A 20,342-nucleotide genomic window follows, 5' to 3' on the forward strand; every position below is an offset into this window, starting at 1 on the left:
TCGGGCAGATCCCCAGACATTACTCACCCGTCCGCCGCTCGTCAGCAAAAGCGCAAGCGCTTTCCTGTTACCGCCCGACTTGCATGTGTTAGGCCTGCCGCCAGCGTTCAATCTGAGCCATGATCAAACTCTTCAATTCAAAGCTTGATGCTCAAAGAATTCACTGTGTAACGCTCTTTTGTTTGGCTAACTTTGTCGGCTTCACTGCGCTACACCTCGCCGTACTGTCTCGGTGTTGCTCGCTGGCCTTCGCGTTATCCTGCCAAAATAACGTTACTAAATTATTTCGTAATGAATTAACTGTTGTTCACTCTTCAAGACTTTAAAACGTATTTTTTTGTGATACGGTCTTGTGAGTGCCCACACAGATTGTCTGATTAATTGTTAAAGAGCAGGCTGAATTAAAAAATGATATTCTCGTTCAGCCGGGCTGCGTATACTACGCTTTTCGCCCGCAGAGTCAAGCGCTTATTGCCGCTTTCTCTGCCCGACCTCACAATGTTTATCAGCGTTGTGTCGGTCAGTGGTGGCGCATTATAGGGCGTTCTTTGGCGCTGGCAATACTTATTTTGAAAAAAATTAACGATCGATGATTATTTCATCAAATTTAACTTAAGTTATCAATTTTTCTAGTTTTGAAAATCCATATTCCTGCAAAACGGGGATTAATGCATCAGTATCAGCATTCACTTTCATACAATAAGCAAGACTATCTGCTGAAGTGCAAACAAGATTATTCTGATGTTTAACCAACCAAGCCGTTCTTCGAGCAATAGCAACACCAGAATCAATTAAACGCGTGCCATCAGGTAATATCTGAACTAATTCTTCTGCTAATAGTGGAAAATGGGTACAACCCAATACCACTGTATCAGGTGGTTTTTTCATTCTAAGCCACGGTTTCAGTATCTTTTTTAAAATATCGGAAGAAACCTTACCACCATGCAGTTTAATTTCAGCTAATTCTACTAATTCAGAAGAACCTATAGATTCAATCCTGCAACCTGTCGCAAACTTTTCGATAAGTTCTTTTGTATAGGAACGATTAACTGTTGCTCTAGTCGCCAATAATCCAACGACACCATTACGAGTTAACTTTGCAGCAGGTTTTATCGCTGGAACCACACCAACAACCGGAAAGCTGAACCGCTCACGTAGAGCTGGCAAGCTGACTGTACTGGCAGTGTTACATGCAATAACCACTATTGTCAGAAGGTGTTTTTGCTGAACAGCACCAACAATTTGAACGACTCGTTCAACAATAAACTCTTCCGATTTTTCACCATAAGGGAATGCTTCGTTATCAAAAACATATATATAATGGAGATCTGGTAATAATTGTCGGATCTCTTGGTAAATAGATAAGCCGCCTACCCCAGAATCAAACACTAAAACTGTTGGGCGTGCGGCTTTATTTAAATCAGAAGTTATAGCTCCCAGTGAGGTAGTATTCACGTCCTGGAATGCGATAGCCATAAACTGTCTCGTAATCTTTATCAAGCAGGTTGGCTATTCTAGCACGAATTGTCAGATAAGAAGTGACTGGATATGAAACTGTTAAATCCCAAAAGCTGGCGCCACCTAATTTCACACTCTTAGCCGGGAATGTACTGAAATCCTTGTCATAACGCCGCCCTAGATATTGATAAGTTAACCCCCAATCAAAATCATATAACTGCCAGTCAAGTTGATATTTCACTTGCTGCTTCGCACGACGAACTAAAATTTCATTAGTTTCACTATTACGGGGGTCAATATACTGTATTGTCAATTGATGCTGAAATATGCCAGTGTCTATTAAGCTAGTCCACTCAACACCTTTAATTTTTGCTTTACCAATATTGTAGTAGCGACTATTTGCATAATCGATCAATTGCTCAATCTCATTGCGATATACAGTCAGACGCCAATTTAGCTGGCCTGTGACGCCTTCAATACCGCCTTCCCATTGTTTACTTTCTTCCGGCTTCAAATCATGATTACCACCAAAACCATACATCTGGCTAAGCGTTGGAGCCTTAAATGCCGTACCATAAGAAGCGATCAAGCGATAATCTTTAATAAACTCCCAACCTAAACTGGCTTGCCATGTAGTATTCCAGCCAGCTTCTGAATGTTTATCTGAACGAATTGCGCCTTCTAAAATAAAATCTTTCAGCTGTTGCTGTGCTGTCAGATACATTCCTGTATTACGTACCGTTTTACTCTTCGGAATATAACTGGTTCCAGCTTCTATCGATTGTTCTTGGAAATCCACACCGGTACTGACCATGCCCTGATATAGCTGAAAAGTATTCCCCCATTGCAAGTTATATTGTTCAGAATCATTAAGGCTAGCAGACTTATCATAGCGTCCATATTGAGGATCAAAGTTATAATCTTTTGTATGACTATAACTGGTAATTAACTGGGATGAGTAGATCCCTTGGTTAAATCTGACTCCCATGTCATAGTGGCGGCTATAAAGTTCACGAGTATCCGGTCTGGCATATGGATAGCTCCAATTAATATCCGCATCATAAGATGTTCTATTGTTATAGCCATAAGCTCGAACAAATCCACTGACTTGCTCATTAAATTTTTGATCGACTCCCAACCAAAGCATTTTGCTCATGAAGCCATCACGATCAGGTTGTCTAAAACCACCGGTATTACCATCAGCAACAACATCGTATCCTTTGGTATAAGTATAGTTAGCTGCTGCTGTCAGAACTGTATTTTCAGCTATCGTTTGTTGAGTTGCACCATCATAAGTTTGATAACCATGTGAGCCGATACCTACATTAAAGCTGGTTCCTGGTTTCTCTCTGGTAGTGATGATATTAATAACACCACCAATAGCATCAGAACCATAAACAGCAGAACGTGGTCCACGGATATATTCAATTTTCTGAACCAATGATACAGGTATTTGGCTTAAATCAGAGGAGCCACTGATGCCCGCTTGATTCAAACGTATTCCATCCATCAATACCAATACATGACTAGCATGAGTACCACGTATAAACAAAGAGCTTAACTGTCCAATACCTCCATGCCGCGCAATATCAACACCGGGTAGACGACGCAAAATATCGGCTACACTATTTGGCTGCCAACGATCAATTTCATCCCGTGTTACAACAGTATAAGGAGCCAGTATGCTTGATACCGGCTGTTTAAAACGACTCGCTGTCACAACCAATGAATCCTGCGACTCCACCGCAACAGAAGCTTGATTCCAACCAGAAATTACCATGATTGAAACAGTGGATAATAATAACCGCTTTTTATTTATCATGAGAGAAAACATCCCACAATTTATTGTTAGAAGGACACGCTACGATGAAGCGTTGAACCTATTCATAGTTGAACCTATTCATAATAGTAAGCATAGACAGGATCGTGTATGAGTAATAAGAAAACTGGACATTCTTTGCTCTTCCCCTACAATTTTGCCCGAAAATTTTTCTTACTACAGATATAAGAGAACAAACATAATGCAAAATCTCCTGCCAACGGAAAGCTATGAACAGCAACTGACGGATAAAGTCAGCCGTTTAAAAAACATGATGGCGCCTTTCCAACCCCCGGGGCCAGAGGTTTTCCGCTCACCGCTATCTCATTACAGAATGCGAGCAGAATTTCGAATCTGGCATGAGCAGGATGATTTGTACCATATTATGTTCGATCAACAGACGAAACAGCATATTCGCCTTGTTCAATTCCCTGTCGCCAGTAAGTTAATCAACAAAATGATGGTAGTATTAATTGACTCCATTAGATCTGAACAGATCTTACGTCATAAGCTATTTCAAATTGATTATCTGTCTACTTGCAGTAATAAAATCCTTGTTTCTCTGCTTTATCACAAAAAATTGGGTGATGAATGGACACAACAGGCATTAAGACTGCGTGAAGCGTTAAGAAATAAAGGATTTGACGTTGAGTTAATTGGCAGAGCCGCTAAAACCAAAATCACATTGGATCATGATTATATTGATGAGGTTTTACCTGTTGCAGGCCGAAAAATGATTTATCGCCAGGTGGAAAACAGCTTCACCCAACCAAATGCTAGCGTCAATATTCATATGCTTGAATGGGCAATTAATATTACCAAAGATTCAAAAGGTGATTTACTTGAGCTCTATTGTGGTAATGGCAATTTCTCTCTGGCATTAGCTCAAAATTTTGAACGAGTATTGGCAACAGAAATTGCCAAGCCATCCGTTGCTGCCGCTCAATACAACATTGCAGCCAACGGTATTGATAATGTACAAATTATCCGAATGTCAGCAGAGGAGTTCACCCAAGCAATGAATGGTGAACGCGAATTTAATCGCCTTCAGGGAATCAATTTAAAAAGCTATCAATATGAAACTATCTTTGTCGATCCGCCACGTAGCGGCCTTGATGAAAAAACGCTTGAGATGGTCCAAACATATCCACGGATTCTTTATATTTCCTGTAACCCGGAAACCCTTTGCCATAATCTGAAAACATTAACCCAAACGCATAAAATTAGCCATCTGGCCCTGTTTGATCAGTTTCCTTATACTCATCATATGGAATGCGGCGTGCTTCTGGAAAAATTAAACTGATACTTGACGAATATATAAAACAAAAACGCCGGCAGATAGATTTCTCCGGCGTTTTTCAACAATTAATGACAATTTTCTGTAATTGCCTGGTTTTTACGAATTTTTACCTTTCTGTAAATCCAAAATACCAGTACGGTACCCATTACTGCGGGCAGAAAATTAGAGCCAATTTCAGGGTATTCAACCCTGATAATCGCACTATAACTAAATAATCCTAAGAGGAAACAAGCAACAACTAACTTAGGCATCCCATCTGGCATTGAATAATTTAAATAGCGCTGATGGATACAATAAATTGATAAAATCAGTGTTATCAATGGGAAAACTGAAAAAGAAACAACTGAGCTAAAAACTGCTGAAAACGTTCCATTCGTTGCTAATCCGACAATAAAAGCGAGTAACAATGTACTTTTGTCCTGGCGATATTGTTCCATCATTGCGTTCTCCTCCTTCATAGTTATTTAAGTTCAGGGTTCGGTGGGTTCATTTCTTTGCGATACCAATAATATGCACCTTTAGCAATCATCCGTAGCTGCAAGACTAAACGTTCTTCTAAACGCTGTCTTTTCTCCAAATCAATATCCAATGCTTCTGCACCGGCACTGAATACTATTGTTACCATTGCCTCTGCCTGCACCTCAGTAAAATGCCTCGGCATACAGCTTTCCTGTTCTAAATAGTCTGCCAGTTCAGCAATAAAATGTTGGATTTCCCGTGCGACAGCGGCACGAAATTCAGCAGAAGTCCCCGAACGTTCACGTAATAATAATCGGAATGCATTTGGATTATTACCGATAAATTCCATAAAAGTTGAAACAGATGTGCGGATGACACTGCCACCTTTAGCAATACGTTGTCGAGCTTGCCTCATTAACTGACGTAGCATCAAACCACTTTCATCCACCATAGTCAGCCCAAGCTCATCAACATCGCGGAAATGACGATAAAATGAAGTAGGTGCAATACCTGCTTCACGGGCGACTTCACGCAAGCTAAGGCTGGTAAAACTCCTTTCGGCACTCAACTGGCTGAAAGCAGCTTCAATCAGTGAACGACGAGTTTTTTCTTTCTGTTTCGCTCTGATGCCGATAATGTTACTCACACGAATCCTGACTCTTTATCTGAACTACATGTTAGGAAATATACCAAATTTTAACGCGTTTGCCGTAATGATATGCTTGTCATGTCATTTATAATGATCCATGTCATTTTCTCAGCGCATTTTCTTATTAGATATTAAGATGATAAAAGTGACTACGCGTAGTCAGAAAATCATTAAGGGGGCATTCCCCCTTTGTTAATTCGATCGTTAGATAATTATTTATTTTCCAAAAACTTCATGGTATCAGCATAGCGGGTAAAACTATGTTCAATTCACCCTAAACGATGACATAAACTCCTTATGAGGATTGGGTTATTAAGTCAACCGATGTTAATATAGCATTGTAATTTTGTGTAAAAACAGGTCTCTCCTCTATGCAACATATTCATTTTGACGCCATTGTCATTGGTTCTGGTCCCGGTGGAGAAGGAGCAGCAATGGGATTGGTGAAACAGGGTAAAAGCGTTGCTGTTATTGAACGCTATAATAATGTCGGCGGTGGTTGTACTCATTGGGGTACCATCCCGTCGAAAGCCCTCCGCCACGCCGTCAGTCGTATTATTGAATTTAACCAAAACCCTCTGTACAGTGATAATTCCCGCGTTCTTCGCTCTTCATTTGCTGAAATCTTACGCCGTGCTGAAATGGTAATTAATCAGCAAACTAGAATGCGTCAAGGATTTTACGAACGTAATGGGTGTCGTATGTTTTCCGGAGAAGCAACATTCATTGATGACCACCGGGTGAGTGTGCGCTATGCTGACGATAGCCACGATATTTTAAGCGCAGATAAGATTATTATCGCAACTGGTTCTCGCCCATATTGTCCGCCAGATGTCGATTTCACTCACTCCCGTATTTATAACAGCGATTCCATTCTGAAATTGGATCATGAACCACGGCATGTCATTATTTACGGTGCCGGAGTGATTGGTTGCGAATATGCTTCAATCTTCCGTGGATTAGGCGTAAAAGTTGATTTAATTAACACTCGTAATCACTTACTCGCTTTCCTTGATCAAGAGATGTCAGATGCACTTTCTTACCATTTCTGGAATAGCGGTATAGTAATCCGCCACAATGAAGAATATTCTAAAATTGAAGGTGTTGATGATGGTGTTATCGTTCACCTTAAATCCGGTAAAAAAGTCAAAGCTGACTGTCTGCTTTATGCTAATGGTCGAACAGGTAATACGGATACTTTAGGGCTAAAAAACGTTGGTCTGGAAGCAGATAGCCGCGGTTTACTGAAAGTTAATAAGATCTATCAAACCAGCAACGAAAATATCTACGCTGTAGGAGATGTTATCGGCTATCCAAGCCTAGCCTCAGCTGCTTATGATCAAGGCCGAATTGCCGCCCAAGCGATGACGAAAGGAAACGCCGAAGTTCATCTGATTGAAGATATTCCAACGGGTATCTATACCATTCCTGAAATTAGCTCTGTAGGTAAAACCGAACAACAATTAACAGCAATGAAAGTGCCTTATGAAGTTGGACGCGCACAATTTAAACATCTTGCACGCGCACAAATTGCGGGGATGAACGTAGGAAGCCTGAAAATACTGTTCCACAGAGAAACAAAAGAGATTCTTGGCATTCATTGTTTCGGGGAACGTGCGGCTGAAATTATTCATATCGGCCAAGCGATTATGGAACAAAAAGGTGAAAGTAATACTATCGAATATTTCGTCAATACTACTTTCAACTATCCAACTATGGCTGAAGCCTATCGTGTCGCAGCTTTAAACGGGCTTAACCGGCTATTTTGATTGCCCGTAATAAGTGCCCATTTTAGCTCTAATAGCCTCTGCTAGTTGCTCATAGCGACCACGCAGAGGTGAACCAGGACGATAAATCAAAACAACAGACCGCTTAGGTTCAGGGCTGCCACACTCCAGATAACAGACGCCATCACGTTTTTTCTCTTGTGGTACTGCCAGATCAGGCAATAAGGTTATTCCGCTACCGGCAGCAACCATATTACGCAGGGTTTCCAAACTGGTTGCACGAAAATGGGTATCTTCCTTCGCGCCCGCCTGAAAACAGAACCCCATTGCCTGATCACGCAAGCAATGACCATCTTCTAACATCAACAATTTTTCACCTGCCAATTCATCCATAGCGATTTTTTTACGCTCTGCCCAAGAATGGCCATCATAGATAGCTAGTTTCATGGGTTCTTCAAACAATGGCACTTCAATGAAAGCTCTTGTCTCCTTAACCATTGCCAGAATCGCACAGTCCAATTTGCCACTATCCAACTGGGCTAACAGACTTTGAGTCTGGGCTTCATATAGATACATTTCCAACTTAGGAAACAAACTATGAAGCCCAGGGATAATATGAGGCAACAGATATGGACCAATTGTCGGGATCAAACCAATATGCAGAGGACCAGACATGTTTTCCCCTTGAAGTGACGCCATTTCCTGCAAAATCCTCACCTCGCGGAGAACTGTTCTGGCTTGTTCTACTAATAACATCCCTTGTTGCGTGAACAAAACTTTACGGCTGGTGCGCTCCAATAACATGACACCCAGATCATCCTCAAGCTTACGAATTTGCCCGCTTAACGTAGGCTGGCTAACGTGGCAAGAATCAGCAGCACGGCGAAAGTGCCGATGCTCCGCAAGCGCCACAAGATATTCCAGATCGCGGATATTCATTCCCACCTCAACATATTTAATATAAATGATAGAAACTACCAATAGATAATTATATCAATGTGAGGAAAAGACTATCAGATAATCCTTAAGAACTTATATATAAAGCTCTCATTTATTTTACAGGGGATAAATTAATCCCCCTACTATTATGATGACTAACTTAATTTTAGCCTCTGCTTAGCCTCTGCAATCGCTTTCATAACCTGTTTTTGCGACACTCCTCCCTTTGCAAGGCGTTTGTCCAGACAAGATTGCAAAGACAAAATATCATATACATCTTCAGTAATTGCACTACTGAACTTCTGCAACTCTGCCAATGACAACGCTTCCAATGCCTGCCCCTGGGCAAGCGCCATAATCACAATTTCCCCAACAATATGGTGAGCTTCTCGGAATGGAACACCTTTTGCAACCAAATAATCAGCTAATTCGGTCGCGTTAGCATAACCCTGTTTAGCTGCTTCCGCACAACGTGAACGCCTGACCTGAATACCATCTAACACCAACGCGGACATATGTAAACAATCCAGCCAAGTATCCAGCGCATCGAATAACCCTTCTTTATCCTCCTGCATATCTTTATTGTAGGCTAGCGGCAAACCTTTCAAGGTCATCATCATACCGGTCAATGCCCCCTGCACCCGGCCACATTTCCCACGAATTAACTCCAGTGCATCCGGGTTTTTCTTCTGTGGCATCAGAGAAGAACCGGAAGTGACTCGATCTGACAGTTCAATAAACCCGGCTTCACCGCTATTAAAGAAAATTAGGTCTTCCGCAAAGCGGGAAAGATGGATCATACTGATACTGGCATTAGATAACAGTTCCAATACATGGTCACGATCTGAAACGCTATCCAAGCTGTTACGCGTCGCAGAAACAAAACCTAGCCATGATGCTAGTTGTTCGCGGTCAATATCATAAGCGGTTCCAGCCAATGCACCACACCCAAGCGGGCTGGTATCCAGCCGTTTCAAAGTATCCTGTAACCGACTTTCATCACGGACCAACATTTCTACATATGCCAAGCACCAGTGAGCAAATGTGATAGGCTGCGCTCTTTGCAGATGGGTATAGCCCGGCATCACTGCATCCTGATTATTCTCCGCAGTAATCACCAATGCCTGCTGTAACTCCACAATTGCCTGATAGAGATGTGAAATGTATTCTTTACACCAAAGTTTGAGATCTGTTGCCACCTGATCGTTACGGCTACGACCAGTGTGGAGTTTCTTACCCAGATCGCCAACTTTACTGATCAACTGCCCTTCTACCCAACTATGGATATCCTCTGCACCACTTTGCAAGATGGCTTGTGGGTTAGCCTGAACCTCATTCAACAATTCATTTAATGCCAGCTCCAGTCTTTGTTGTTCTTCAACGGTCAGCACACCAACCGTTATCAACGCTTTCGACCATGCAACTGAACCGGTAATGTCCTGTTCCGCCAACCGGTAATCAAAGCGAAGTGAATCGTTAAATTGTTTGAACCGTCGATCTGCTTTCTGACTGAAACGCCCGCCCCAGAGTGCCATATTTTTGTTCCTGATTATCTGATGTCTGAGTGATTGATTACCTTTCATAAACAGCAATTTCATTCGCAACATGGAGATAATAGACTCGATAAATCAAATACAAGGATGAATTCACGATCTGGTCATTACCTCCATAACTACGAACGATGAAATTACTCTTTACTATTTAATGCCCGAATGCGCGAAGGGAGAGAATACAGACGGATAAATCCTGCTGCATGGCTGTGATCGTAAACCTCATCTTCACCAAACGTTGCAAACGCTTCAGAATAAAGGCTATTTGTTGATTTTTTCTGGATCGCTGTTACCTGACCTTTATAGAGTTTCAGTACTACTTCACCGCTGACATCCGCAGCCAACGCCTCAGCCGCGGCCTGAATAGATTGACGTAGCGGGGCAAACCAACGTCCGTCATAAACGACATAAGACATTTCTAGCCCAAGCTGCTGACGCCATTTAAAGCTATCACGGTCCAGAACCAGTTGTTCAACACCACGCAACGCAGCCATCATGATGGTTCCTCCCGGCGTCTCATAACAACCACGAGATTTCATTCCCACCAGCCGGTTTTCCACGATATCGATACGGCCGATACCATGTTTTACTCCCAAAATGTTCAGCGCTTCAAGGCATTGATATGGAGACATCACCTTGCCGTTAACCCCAACAACCTCGCCTTTCTCAATAGTGACACTGACCAATTCAGCTTCATCTGGTGCTTCTTCTGGATCGACTGTCCACACCCAACAATCTTTATTGGATGCATTCCAAGTACTTTCCAGTACGCCACCTTCGGTAGAGATATGCCACGCATTCTCATCACGGCTGTAAATTTTCTCCAATGTTGCGGTGGTTGGAATATCTCGCGCTTTCAGATAATCCAGCAACGCTTCACGGGAACGCAAATCCCACTCTCTCCACGGTGCAACTACTTTTAGCTGGGGGGCTAATGCCGTATAAGTGCTTTCAAACCGAACCTGATCGTTACCCTTACCTGTTGCACCATGAGCAAGTGCATCTGCTCCCACTTTCAGTGCCAATTCAACCTGTGCTTTAGCAATAATGGGGCGTGCCATTGAAGTGCCCAACAAATAGCTACCTTCATACAGAGCACCGGTTTTCAGTACCGGATAAACATAATCTTTAATGAATTCCTCACGCAGATCCACAACGTGACATTCTGATGCGCCAGAACGCAAAGCTTTCTGCTCCACGCCTTCCAAATCTTCACGGCTTTGCCCCACATCGGCAACAAACGCAACAACTTCACAGTTGCCATAATGTTCCTTCAGCCAAGGAATAATGGCAGAAGTATCCAGACCACCAGAATAGGCAAGAACGATTTTTTTAATATCTTTAGTATGCATGAAGTTACCCTTTGAAATTCCGTTGTTATTTATCAGCAAAGATTTGCCGAAAATTAATCAAACTTAATTTAAGCCAGAATACGAGTACCGACGGGAACACCGTTAAATAGATCGGTCAGTTGATCTGCATGACGCCAACTGGCGATATCTACCGGACGATCTAATGTCCTAGCTGCATCTAAAGCGGCATTCACCTTCACAATCATGCCGTCAGTAATGATGCCGTGAGCAATAAGTTGTTCTGCTTTCTCAACATTTATGTCAGGGATTCTCTGCCCTTTACCATCCAAAATACCACTAACATCAGAGAGCAATACCAAATCAGCACCTAGCGTCTGAGCTATCGCCGTTGCTGCCTGATCGGCATTCACATTCATCAGCTCCCCTTTATCCGTTACACCAATTGAGCTGATAATGGGCATATAACCCGCATCCAATAACATTTTCAGCAACTTAGCATCGCCCGGCATCGCTTTCCCCACATGCCCCAACTCTTCACTCAGTTGGGAAACCATGACCACATTACCATCTCCTAAATATAATCCAACTGATGCAAGTTGATATTTAGTCGCCCACGACAACAAGGTCTTATTGGCGATACCAGCCAATGCGCCAGTGATAATCCCAATCTGATCAGCGGGTGTTACTCGTAATCCTTGTTCCTTCACTATCGGTAGCTGCAACTTCTGCATCAGCTCATCCACCAGATAACCACCACCATGAACAACAACCAACTGACGTTCGTGTGTTTGCCGATATTCCTGCAATGCAGTAAACACGCGTTCCAATGCTTCTTCATTGTCCAATAACACGCCACCTAACTTTATGACTAAAGGTTCCATCTGCTCTACTCCTTCACGTCAACCATTAAAGTAATGCCTGAGTTTCTTCAAACCCAAAACGTATATTCATACACTGAACTGCCTGAGCTGCCGCGCCCTTCAAAAGATTATCCTCAGTACCCACAACAATCAGATGGTCACCCTCTACAACAAAACCGATATCACAGAACGGTAACCCAACAACGGATTTCAATGCTGGCACCCCTTTGCTGTAAAGCCTTACCAATGGCTTATCTTTGTATGCTTGCCGATACACCTCATCTATCTGTTCTGCGGTAACACCCGGCTTCAATTTACAGGTAATTGTGGCAAGAATACCCCGCGCAAAATTGCCAAGATGTGGAGTAAAAATCACCCTGGTTCCCAGATGCTCCTCAATCTCCGGTTGATGACGATGGGTAAATATTCCATAAGGTTGCAAACTGATTTCGCAGAAGCTGTTGGTCATGCTGGCTTTCCGACCTGCTCCACTTACACCACTAGTAGCATTAATCACCGGCCAATGGCTGGTATCCAGCAAACTATTTTCCAACAGCGGTTTCAGGGAGAGTTGAGAAACTGTTGGGTAACATCCCGGTACAGCAACTAATTGGGCCTGTTTGATTTTTTCAGCCTGCCATTCGGCAAGTCCATATACTGCTTGTGCTAACCATTCAGTATGCTTATGTTTGAATCCGTAGTATTGTTGATAAATCTGAGCATTTTGTACGCGGTAGGCACCAGAGAGATCAAATACAGTGCAACCTGCTGCCAGAAATAACGGCGCAATGTCATGACTAACTTCATGGGCGGTGGCAAGGAAAACCACATCAATCCCTTTAGCAGCATTAATAATATCAGTCAGCGGTTGCAGCGGTAGATCAACAATGCCTTTATACTGTGGATGTAAATCTGAGAAGCATTTATCTGCATCAACGCTCTGAGCAGAAACCATGAGTCTAATCAGATTCGTATGCGGATGACGATGCAGATATGCTGCCAGTTCTGCTCCGGTGTAACCACTTGCACCAACAACCAGCGTATTCAACATAGGATATCTTTACCTTATGCTCAGTATTCAAACGGGATAATGTATTTTTATTCAAAAAAAATGCATGAATATTGATACTATCATGAATAAAGGCTGTCAACAGTGAATATTAAATTACCTCCATTTATTGAGCTATTTCGGCAATTAATCGCGACTCCATCTATCAGCGCCACCGATGTCAGTATTGACCAAAGTAACGAGTCTCTCATCAACCTACTGGCAAGTTGGTTGAAAGAAATTGGTTTCGAGATTGAGATACAGCCCGTCCCCGAAGCCCTCGGAAAATACAATCTACTAGCAACATTGGGGAGTGGCCCAGGTGGGCTACTCTTATGTGGACACACTGATACCGTCCCCTTTGACGATGGACTCTGGACTAAAGATCCCTTCACCCTGACAGAGAGAGATAACAAACTGTACGGTTTAGGTACAGCAGATATGAAAGGCTTTTTCGCCTTTATTATTGATGCATTACGGGACATTGATGTCAGTAAAATAACCCATCCGCTGTACATTCTGGCAACCGCAGATGAAGAGACGACAATGGCAGGAGCCCGTTATTTTGCCGCAAGTACCGCTATTCGACCGGATTTCGCGATTATCGGCGAACCTACTTCATTGCATCCTATCTGTGCGCATAAAGGACATTTATCGAACGCTATCCGTATTGTTGGCCAATCCGGGCATTCCAGTGATCCAGATCGTGGTATAAACGCCATTGATTTGATGCACGAATCTATTGGTCACTTGATTGAACTACGCAATACGCTAAAAGAGCGTTATAACAACCCGGCATTTGCCATTCCATATCCAACTATGAATTTCGGCTATATTCACGGAGGTGACGCAGTAAACCGTATTTGTGCCCATTGTGAATTACATATGGATATTCGCCCATTACCGGGCCTAACGTTGCAGGATCTGAACGGACTGTTAAATGAAGCACTGGAACCCGTGAAACAACGTTGGCCTGGCCGTCTGACTATCAACGAATTACATCCCCCTATTCCCGGTTATGCATGCCCAACCGATCACAAGATGATTGATGTGATAGAGAAACTGCTAGGCCGCAAGGCTGAAACGGTCAACTACTGTACCGAAGCACCATTCATTCAGGAATTATGTCCGACATTAGTCCTTGGCCCAGGATCTATTGAACAGGCACATCAACCAGATGAATTCATTGATATGTCGTTTATTGAACCCACCAGAAAGATAATTTCCCAGTTAATAGATCATTTTTGTCTAAGCAATAGTTAATCGTTTTACTCGTCCCCCAAAAGTCAGGGGGACTCAAGCAACAAAATCCCCCTTCTCAAATCTTCTGGCGCATAAGTAATACTTATAGAACATGACCTGCCATTAAATTTTAGAAATTTCGCCCAAACTGATGGTTTTCTGATATGAATATGAGGGTTTAGGGTAAATACGACGTTGTGGCGCTACAAAAAAATAACTTTTCGCCACCTAAATGAAATTTTTCTACCGGAACAGAATCAACATTCCGCCAGCAATAAAGGCCAAGAGTCACATGAATCAACAATATTCCGCAATGCGCAGTAATGTCAGCATGCTAGGTAAGCTGCTCGGAGACACAATCAAAGAAGCTTTAGGGGAAGATATTCTCGATAAAGTTGAGACTATCCGCAAATTATCCAAATCGTCCCGCGCAGGTAATGAAGCACACCGCCAGCAGCTATTATCTACATTGCAAAACCTATCTAATAATGAACTGCTGCCAGTTGCCCGTGCTTTCAATCAATTTCTCAACCTGACAAACGTCGCAGAACAATATCACAGTATCTCCCCGCATGGTGAAGCTGCCAGCAACCCCGTTGCGTTAGCGAAATTATTCACCCACTTAAAAGAAAAAAATTTCAGTAACGACGATCTGAAAAAAGCGGTAAATGAACTGTCTATTGAACTGGTTCTCACCGCTCACCCAACTGAAATCGCTCGTCGTACATTGATCCATAAACTGGTAGCCGTTAACACCTGTCTATCGCAACTTGATCACGATGATCTGGCGGATTATGAGCGTAATAACATTATGCGCCGCCTGCGCCAGTTAATTGCCCAATCATGGCATACCGATGAAATCCGCAAAATCCGTCCTACCCCAATTGATGAAGCGAAGTGGGGGTTTGCTATGGTGGAAAATAGCTTGTGGGAGGCTGTGCCAGCATTCCTACGTGAATTCAATGAACAACTGGAAGAGTCAATTGATTACAGCCTGCCAGTTGAAGCGGTACCTGTCCGCTTTACTTCCTGGATGGGCGGCGACCGAGACGGCAACCCAAATGTCACCTCTGAAGTCACTCGTCATGTATTACTGCTTAGCCGCTGGAAAGCAGCCGATCTATTCCTAAAAGATATTCAGGTTCTGGTTTCTGAACTATCCATGTCTGAATGTACACCAGAAGTTCGTAAACTAGCAGGTGGTGATGAAATTCTAGAACCTTACCGAGAAATTGCTAAAAAATTGCGGACACAACTCAGCAATACATTGACCTATTTGGAGAAACAACTGAAAGGAGAACAAGTTCTGCCACCAACTGATTTGCTGGTGGATAACGAACAGCTTTGGCAACCACTTTACGCCTGTTATCAGTCACTAAAAACCTGCGGGATGGAAATCATTGCCAACGGTCAATTATTAGATATCTTACGCCGTATCCGTTGCTTCGGCTTATCACTGGTACGTATTGATGTACGCCAAGAAAGCACTCGCCATACAACCGCCGTTTCTGAACTGACGCAATACCTGGAATTAGGTGACTACGCCAGTTGGTCAGAAGAAGAAAAACAGGCTTTCCTACTGTATGAACTGCACTCCAAACGTCCATTGATCCCACATAACTGGCAACCAAGCGCTGAAACGCAAGAGGTTTTCGCAACCTGTAAAGTCATTGCCGAGTCACCTCAAGACGCTATCGCCGCTTACGTTATCTCAATGGCTAAAGTACCTTCTGATGTATTAGCGGTTCACTTGCTACTGAAAGAAGCCGGTTGTCCGTTCACTTTACCCGTTGCCCCATTGTTCGAAACCCTTGATGACCTGAATAATGCCGAAAATGTCATTCAGCAATTAATGAATATTCAATGGTATCGCGAACTGATTCATGACAAACAGATGGTGATGATTGGTTATTCTGACTCAGCAAAAGATGCCGGAGTGATGGCTGCGGCATGGGCGCAATACCGAGCACAGGATGCCTTGATCAATGTTTGTGAAAAAGAGGGCATTACGCTGACCTTATTCCACGGTCGTGGCGGTACTATCGGCCGTGGCGGTGCGCCAGCACATGCTGCTCTGCTTTCCCAACCACCGGGAAGCCTGAAAGGTGGCCTACGTGTGACCGAACAAGGCGAAATGATCCGCTTTAAATTCGGTCTGCCACAAGTCACTATCAGTAGCTTAGCCTTATATGCCAGTGCGATTCTGGAAGCAAACCTCCTACCACCGCCGGAGCCTAAACTGGAATGGCATCAGGTGATGGATACCCTGTCTGATGTTTCCTGCAAGATGTATCGCGATTATGTACGTGAACAGCCCGATTTTGTACCTTATTTCCGCGCGGCAACACCAGAACAGGAATTAGCTAAACTGCCTCTAGGTTCTCGTCCAGCCAAACGTCATCCGGCGGGTGGTGTGGAAAGTTTACGCGCTATCCCGTGGATTTTCGCCTGGACACAAAATCGCCTAATGTTGCCAGCCTGGTTAGGTGCAGGTGCCGCGCTACAACAAGTTATCAATGATGGAAAACAGGATGTATTAGCAGAAATGTGCCGTGATTGGCCTTTTTTTACCACTCGGATTGGTATGTTGGAAATGGTCTTCGCCAAAGCTGATTTATGGTTGGCAGAATATTATGATCATCGTCTGGTAGATAAGAACTTATGGCCGTTAGGTCAGAAACTGCGCAAGCAACTCTCCTCGGATATTAAGACGGTATTAGCCATTTCTAAAGATGAACACCTAATGGCAGATTTACCATGGATTGCAGAATCAATCGCCCTACGTAATGTTTACACTGATCCACTAAACGTCTTACAGGCAGAACTATTACTGCGTTCCCGTCAGCAACAACATCCCGATCCTCAGGTTGAACAAGCGTTGATGGTAACCATCGCCGGTATCGCAGCAGGAATGCGAAATACAGGTTAGTAGTAGGTAATCTTAGCGCAACAGTAGTGACACTATTGAGCACAGCACAAGTATCTTTTGTCTCCAGACAACCCCATACAAAATGTGCTCAATAGATAACGAAAAAGAAGTTATTTCTCACCAAGCGAAGCGTACTTGAAAAAAAATTCCTTATCATTTATCCCCTTTTTTCCGCAGTAAGATAAACACGGAAGCAATCACCCACGCAAAAGTTTCGATCATTACATAAATAAAATTTAATAATGTGATTTTTTCTCACTTCCCTAGAATTGTGCTTTTCCATTTCTAAGAGGATTCAGTCGTGAAGAAAAATAAACTTGCCATGTTGTTATCTCTTGCTGCCTTATTTGGCGTTAATGCCTATGCCCAAACAGAGCAACCGAAGGAGGTCCATACTGCTCAAAATGCCCTGGCAGCGCAATCCCAGCTACTGCCTAACCCAGAAAGCCCCATCCTGGCCGAAGAAGAGAAAAAGCTCGACATTAAATCTGAGGTAGCTTACGCCCCCGCACCTCCACTAACCAATATGTGGGTCTATGCCGTTGGCTCAACGAATTGCGGATGGGAATACACTTCCAACTTGCCAGTGACAAACTGCAATCACGGAGGATACCAGCTCCGCGCCGCCGTTCTGGAAATTGGCTACGGATATAATTCTTTTGCCTGGATGAACGGCAGTATACTGCCATACTCACTGTACTCTTCTACACCAGTTTGCATTACAAACGGGCACTACAATTGGCCATGTGCTGCGGGCCAAATTGTGGTTGGCTTCCTGAAAGAATACAGCCTCGATGGCTACCAGAATGGTACCTTCAGTTACCAGAACACTTCTGCTAATTGGCCTCGAAATACCATGTCAACGCAGATCAGCATTCTTTGACTTGCTAAAACCCATTTAGGAGTCTACTAAGAAGGGCGGGAAACCGCCCTTGTTCATTTTTACGCACAGGTATCGACGCCGATGGTTTAGCCTCGTAATTAGGCAATTATATAAAATTAATTTAAAAGTTTACCTCGGTGAATTTCTCACAAATTATTTCCGTTAGGCTCCCTCTGTAGGAAAGCCTGTACCCAGTAATAAAGTTATTAATCAACGAATGGTATAACGAATGCACAAAATAATATCGCTCGTAGCTTTCAATAATACACCTGATTAATCTTTAAAGCTTCTTAAGGTTTTTCGCCTAAACTTTGTGCCACGAACTCCCTTGAATACTTAACGGCGGCCATTCTTGGCTTTCAGTAATAGGTGCCGTAGCCGTAAGGTCCCTGGCTTGCTGTAACATCCGCTCGACCAAGTTGGTCAATAACTCAGCATCCAGCCTCTCCAACCATTCACGGCTCCAAAGCAGAGTCTCTCCCTCACCACTACGGCTCAGTTGCAATGATGGCCAATCGGCCAGTGTAGCCAACGAACAAGGTTCGACATCACCTAGTGGAATAAACAAAGTTACCAACTCATCGCGTTGGCGGATATGCAAACTAAAAGGGCCGAGAGGTAGATCGAGCCCCTCCGAATGCAGAGATTCTTCGGTCTGCCCAAGGCGTCGGCACAGTTCCGATAATAAGGAATTGAACATGGTTACCCTTGTTACCTTTTATGGTTGTCAAACACAGATTCAGTCGGCGGCCACAGGTTAGCGATCGGAGGATTACTCGACGTGCCTTGCAGTTTACCACCTATGGTCGCAGCCCAAGGATCGATGACATATGCCTGGGAGCCCCAAGTTTCGGGTTTGCTGAGCTCACTATTGGGATCACGACCGACCACCACGAAGCAGTGGGTCTGGCTATGCCCCTTGGCGCCACGATGAGCGACTACCTCAATGCGCTGCTGGTCATTTTGATTGTGCTTCATCAGTTCGGCTGCCGCAGAGTAGGCCAAAGTGGTGCAGCAACCAGCCTGAGCTTGAGCGACCCGGGCGGCGATAGATTGCAGTTGGTTGAAACTGACGTTGCCTTGTCTAGCGGCGATAGCCGCCATGTTGGACATCATATTGGCCTGGCTGTTACCCCTCAGGCGGTCCGGGCTGTCATTGAATAACCTCAATCTCTCCATGATTTGCTGATAATGAGAATTCTGCTTGCTAACGAAAGTGCCGGCATCAGTGCATGCGTAAGTACCCATCTTCTGTAAAGCTGGCATAGCCTGCTGCAACATCGCTTGGGGACCGGCCGCCATCACCTTTGGCTGGAGAGTGCGCACCACAGCGCCTTGTTCTGCCAGAGCCTGTTTAAGCTCGGCAAGGCGGGAGCTACGGGCCGCCACCTCTTTAGGGTGGTGGTTCTCCCAGTGCTGGATAGCATCCTGCACCCGTTGGGCTTGCGCACTGTTGGGAACACTCTGCAATTGGCGCAGTTCGGTGATCAAATGCTTGAGATCCGAACTCTGGAAATGCAAAGGACCTCGCCGAACAGACTGTTCGAACAAGCGGTTACCCTGTTCGAGTAGGGGAGAAGATGCAGTGTGCTGAGAAGCTTGCGTTTGGCTAAGCAGTGTATGACCGCCAATATGCTGAATATGCATTATTCTTTCCAAAATAGGTTGAGTTGATTAAGAGTATCTTAGTATTTCTCCTGCCCTGTTTATGTAAAAAAGTGACCTGATTTTTATCTGTTTAAGGTGTCAGAGAAAAGGATTCTCCGGGGATAGATGTCCAGGATTATGGAACAACAACAGTTCATACTGGACGAAGGCTTATGGTGGACTTTACTTATTAAACCGAGATGATCTAACAATGACAATGTAGTGTGGGGATACAAACTCAATATTAAAACTTGCTTACTCAATTTTTATACAGAAAAATACCGTATACGTTAATTTGCCGTATTTAAAGAGGAATGATAATGACTGCTATCGCTCGATTTAATTTAAAGATGGGCACAGATGAAAAGGAAATTATTTCTCGCGCCGCGGCTTTAATGGGCACAACAATGGCTGCATTTTAGATAGAGACTCTCGCATAACAATGACAGTCCAGGATTTTCAGGCATTCACAACTGCTTTAAATGACGCTTTCACTCCCAATGCTGCTTTACAAAACGT

Annotated in this window: 17 protein-coding genes and 1 rRNA gene; 6 read left to right on the plus strand and 12 right to left on the minus strand. The window is 43.7% G+C overall.

The annotated features are described in order from the left end of the window. The 3 genes from LG003_RS20990 to btuB form a co-directional block, all read right to left on the minus strand. Positions 1–139 (minus strand): 16S ribosomal RNA (locus LG003_RS20990); the annotation flags it as partial. A gap of 473 nt (positions 140–612) precedes the next feature. Next, positions 613–1,476, minus strand: a complete 864-nt coding sequence (gene murI, locus LG003_RS20995; protein WP_112878932.1) for a glutamate racemase — start codon at positions 1,474–1,476, stop codon at positions 613–615. Further along, positions 1,421–3,280 carry a TonB-dependent vitamin B12 receptor BtuB gene (gene btuB / locus LG003_RS21000; protein ID WP_112878933.1) on the minus strand — a complete coding sequence of 620 codons (1,860 nt, stop codon included), beginning with the start codon at positions 3,278–3,280 and terminating at the stop codon, positions 1,421–1,423. Before btuB ends, murI begins: the two co-directional genes overlap by 56 nt. A 199-nt stretch (positions 3,281–3,479) precedes the next feature. On the opposite strand from btuB, the gene trmA reads away from it, so the two are divergent. After that, positions 3,480–4,580, plus strand: coding sequence for a tRNA (uridine(54)-C5)-methyltransferase TrmA (trmA, locus tag LG003_RS21005; protein WP_370446073.1), 1,101 nt, complete (start codon positions 3,480–3,482; stop codon positions 4,578–4,580). A gap of 62 nt (positions 4,581–4,642) precedes the next feature. Here the strand turns inward: trmA and LG003_RS21010 are convergent, their stop codons facing one another. Further along, positions 4,643–5,014, minus strand: a complete 372-nt coding sequence (locus tag LG003_RS21010; protein WP_112878973.1) for a YijD family membrane protein — start codon at positions 5,012–5,014, stop codon at positions 4,643–4,645. Between the two features lie 23 nt (positions 5,015–5,037). After that, positions 5,038–5,682 carry an HTH-type transcriptional repressor FabR gene (fabR, locus tag LG003_RS21015; RefSeq protein ID WP_262981560.1) on the minus strand — a complete coding sequence of 215 codons (645 nt, stop codon included), beginning with the start codon at positions 5,680–5,682 and terminating at the stop codon, positions 5,038–5,040. A 374-nt stretch (positions 5,683–6,056) separates the two neighbouring features. On the opposite strand from fabR, the gene sthA reads away from it, so the two are divergent. Then, the gene (gene sthA / locus LG003_RS21020) at positions 6,057–7,454 is read left to right on the plus strand and encodes a Si-specific NAD(P)(+) transhydrogenase (protein ID WP_112878934.1); all 1,398 of its coding nucleotides are present in this window, start codon (positions 6,057–6,059) and stop codon (positions 7,452–7,454) included. On the opposite strand, the gene oxyR is transcribed toward sthA, so the two are convergent. The 5 genes from oxyR to argC form a co-directional block, all read right to left on the minus strand. Beyond that, positions 7,446–8,351, minus strand: a complete 906-nt coding sequence (gene oxyR / locus LG003_RS21025; protein ID WP_112878935.1) for a DNA-binding transcriptional regulator OxyR — start codon at positions 8,349–8,351, stop codon at positions 7,446–7,448. The two genes, sthA and oxyR, sit on opposite strands and share 9 nt — an antisense overlap. A 155-nt stretch (positions 8,352–8,506) precedes the next feature. Next, entirely contained in the window at positions 8,507–9,886 is a 1,380-nt protein-coding gene (gene argH, locus LG003_RS21030) for an argininosuccinate lyase (protein ID WP_112878936.1), read from the minus strand. Between the two features lie 152 nt (positions 9,887–10,038). Next, positions 10,039–11,253, minus strand: coding sequence for an argininosuccinate synthase (locus LG003_RS21035; protein ID WP_112878937.1), 1,215 nt, complete (start codon positions 11,251–11,253; stop codon positions 10,039–10,041). A 68-nt stretch (positions 11,254–11,321) separates the two neighbouring features. Then, entirely contained in the window at positions 11,322–12,095 is a 774-nt protein-coding gene (argB, locus tag LG003_RS21040) for an acetylglutamate kinase (RefSeq protein WP_112878938.1), read from the minus strand. A 25-nt stretch (positions 12,096–12,120) separates the two neighbouring features. After that, the gene (gene argC, locus LG003_RS21045; protein ID WP_112878939.1) at positions 12,121–13,125 is read right to left on the minus strand and encodes an N-acetyl-gamma-glutamyl-phosphate reductase; all 1,005 of its coding nucleotides are present in this window, start codon (positions 13,123–13,125) and stop codon (positions 12,121–12,123) included. Positions 13,126–13,227: 102 nt separating this feature from the next. Here argC and argE point away from each other — a divergent pair, with 102 nt between their 5' ends. The 3 genes from argE to LG003_RS21060 all read left to right on the plus strand — a co-directional run bounded on the left by argE (position 13,228) and on the right by LG003_RS21060 (position 18,176). After that, on the plus strand, positions 13,228–14,385 hold the full coding sequence (gene argE / locus LG003_RS21050; protein ID WP_262981561.1) for an acetylornithine deacetylase: 1,158 nt from the start codon (positions 13,228–13,230) through the stop codon (positions 14,383–14,385). 271 nt (positions 14,386–14,656) lie between these two features. Beyond that, the gene (ppc, locus tag LG003_RS21055) at positions 14,657–17,293 is read left to right on the plus strand and encodes a phosphoenolpyruvate carboxylase (protein ID WP_112878941.1); all 2,637 of its coding nucleotides are present in this window, start codon (positions 14,657–14,659) and stop codon (positions 17,291–17,293) included. A gap of 301 nt (positions 17,294–17,594) precedes the next feature. Further along, entirely contained in the window at positions 17,595–18,176 is a 582-nt protein-coding gene (locus tag LG003_RS21060) for a YolA family protein (RefSeq protein WP_112878942.1), read from the plus strand. 304 nt (positions 18,177–18,480) lie between these two features. On the opposite strand, the gene LG003_RS21065 is transcribed toward LG003_RS21060, so the two are convergent. Together LG003_RS21065 and LG003_RS21070 are read right to left on the minus strand one after the other, a co-directional pair. Further along, the gene (locus tag LG003_RS21065) at positions 18,481–18,876 is read right to left on the minus strand and encodes a type III secretion system chaperone (RefSeq protein ID WP_262981562.1); all 396 of its coding nucleotides are present in this window, start codon (positions 18,874–18,876) and stop codon (positions 18,481–18,483) included. 11 nt (positions 18,877–18,887) lie between these two features. After that, a complete protein-coding gene (locus LG003_RS21070) occupies positions 18,888–19,823 on the minus strand; it encodes a hypothetical protein (RefSeq protein WP_262981563.1) in 936 nt (311 codons plus the stop codon). 320 nt (positions 19,824–20,143) lie between these two features. Between LG003_RS21070 and LG003_RS21075 the strand changes: the two genes are divergently transcribed. Next, positions 20,144–20,245 (plus strand): DUF1778 domain-containing protein, encoded by a 102-nt coding sequence (locus LG003_RS21075; RefSeq protein WP_262981564.1) that lies wholly within the window; start codon positions 20,144–20,146, stop codon positions 20,243–20,245. The last annotated feature ends 97 nt before the right edge of the window (positions 20,246–20,342 follow it).

Origin of the sequence: Photorhabdus kleinii (genome assembly GCF_025384885.1) — a bacterium.
GTDB lineage: Bacteria > Pseudomonadota > Gammaproteobacteria > Enterobacterales > Enterobacteriaceae > Photorhabdus > Photorhabdus kayaii.

Coding starts and splice junctions, on each gene's coding strand:
- trmA (WP_370446073.1), top strand. CDS start 3,480: ATGCAAAATCTCCTGCCAACGGAAAGCTATGAACAGCAACTGACGGAT.
- argB (WP_112878938.1), bottom strand. CDS start 12,095: ATGGAACCTTTAGTCATAAAGTTAGGTGGCGTGTTATTGGACAATGAA.
- btuB (WP_112878933.1), bottom strand. CDS start 3,280: ATGATAAATAAAAAGCGGTTATTATTATCCACTGTTTCAATCATGGTA.
- ppc (WP_112878941.1), top strand. CDS start 14,657: ATGAATCAACAATATTCCGCAATGCGCAGTAATGTCAGCATGCTAGGT.
- argC (WP_112878939.1), bottom strand. CDS start 13,125: ATGTTGAATACGCTGGTTGTTGGTGCAAGTGGTTACACCGGAGCAGAA.
- LG003_RS21070 (WP_262981563.1), bottom strand. CDS start 19,823: ATGCATATTCAGCATATTGGCGGTCATACACTGCTTAGCCAAACGCAA.
- LG003_RS21035 (WP_112878937.1), bottom strand. CDS start 11,253: ATGCATACTAAAGATATTAAAAAAATCGTTCTTGCCTATTCTGGTGGT.
- oxyR (WP_112878935.1), bottom strand. CDS start 8,351: ATGAATATCCGCGATCTGGAATATCTTGTGGCGCTTGCGGAGCATCGG.
- LG003_RS21065 (WP_262981562.1), bottom strand. CDS start 18,876: ATGTTCAATTCCTTATTATCGGAACTGTGCCGACGCCTTGGGCAGACC.
- sthA (WP_112878934.1), top strand. CDS start 6,057: ATGCAACATATTCATTTTGACGCCATTGTCATTGGTTCTGGTCCCGGT.
- LG003_RS21075 (WP_262981564.1), top strand. CDS start 20,144: ATGACTGCTATCGCTCGATTTAATTTAAAGATGGGCACAGATGAAAAG.
- murI (WP_112878932.1), bottom strand. CDS start 1,476: ATGGCTATCGCATTCCAGGACGTGAATACTACCTCACTGGGAGCTATA.
- LG003_RS21010 (WP_112878973.1), bottom strand. CDS start 5,014: ATGGAACAATATCGCCAGGACAAAAGTACATTGTTACTCGCTTTTATT.
- argH (WP_112878936.1), bottom strand. CDS start 9,886: ATGGCACTCTGGGGCGGGCGTTTCAGTCAGAAAGCAGATCGACGGTTC.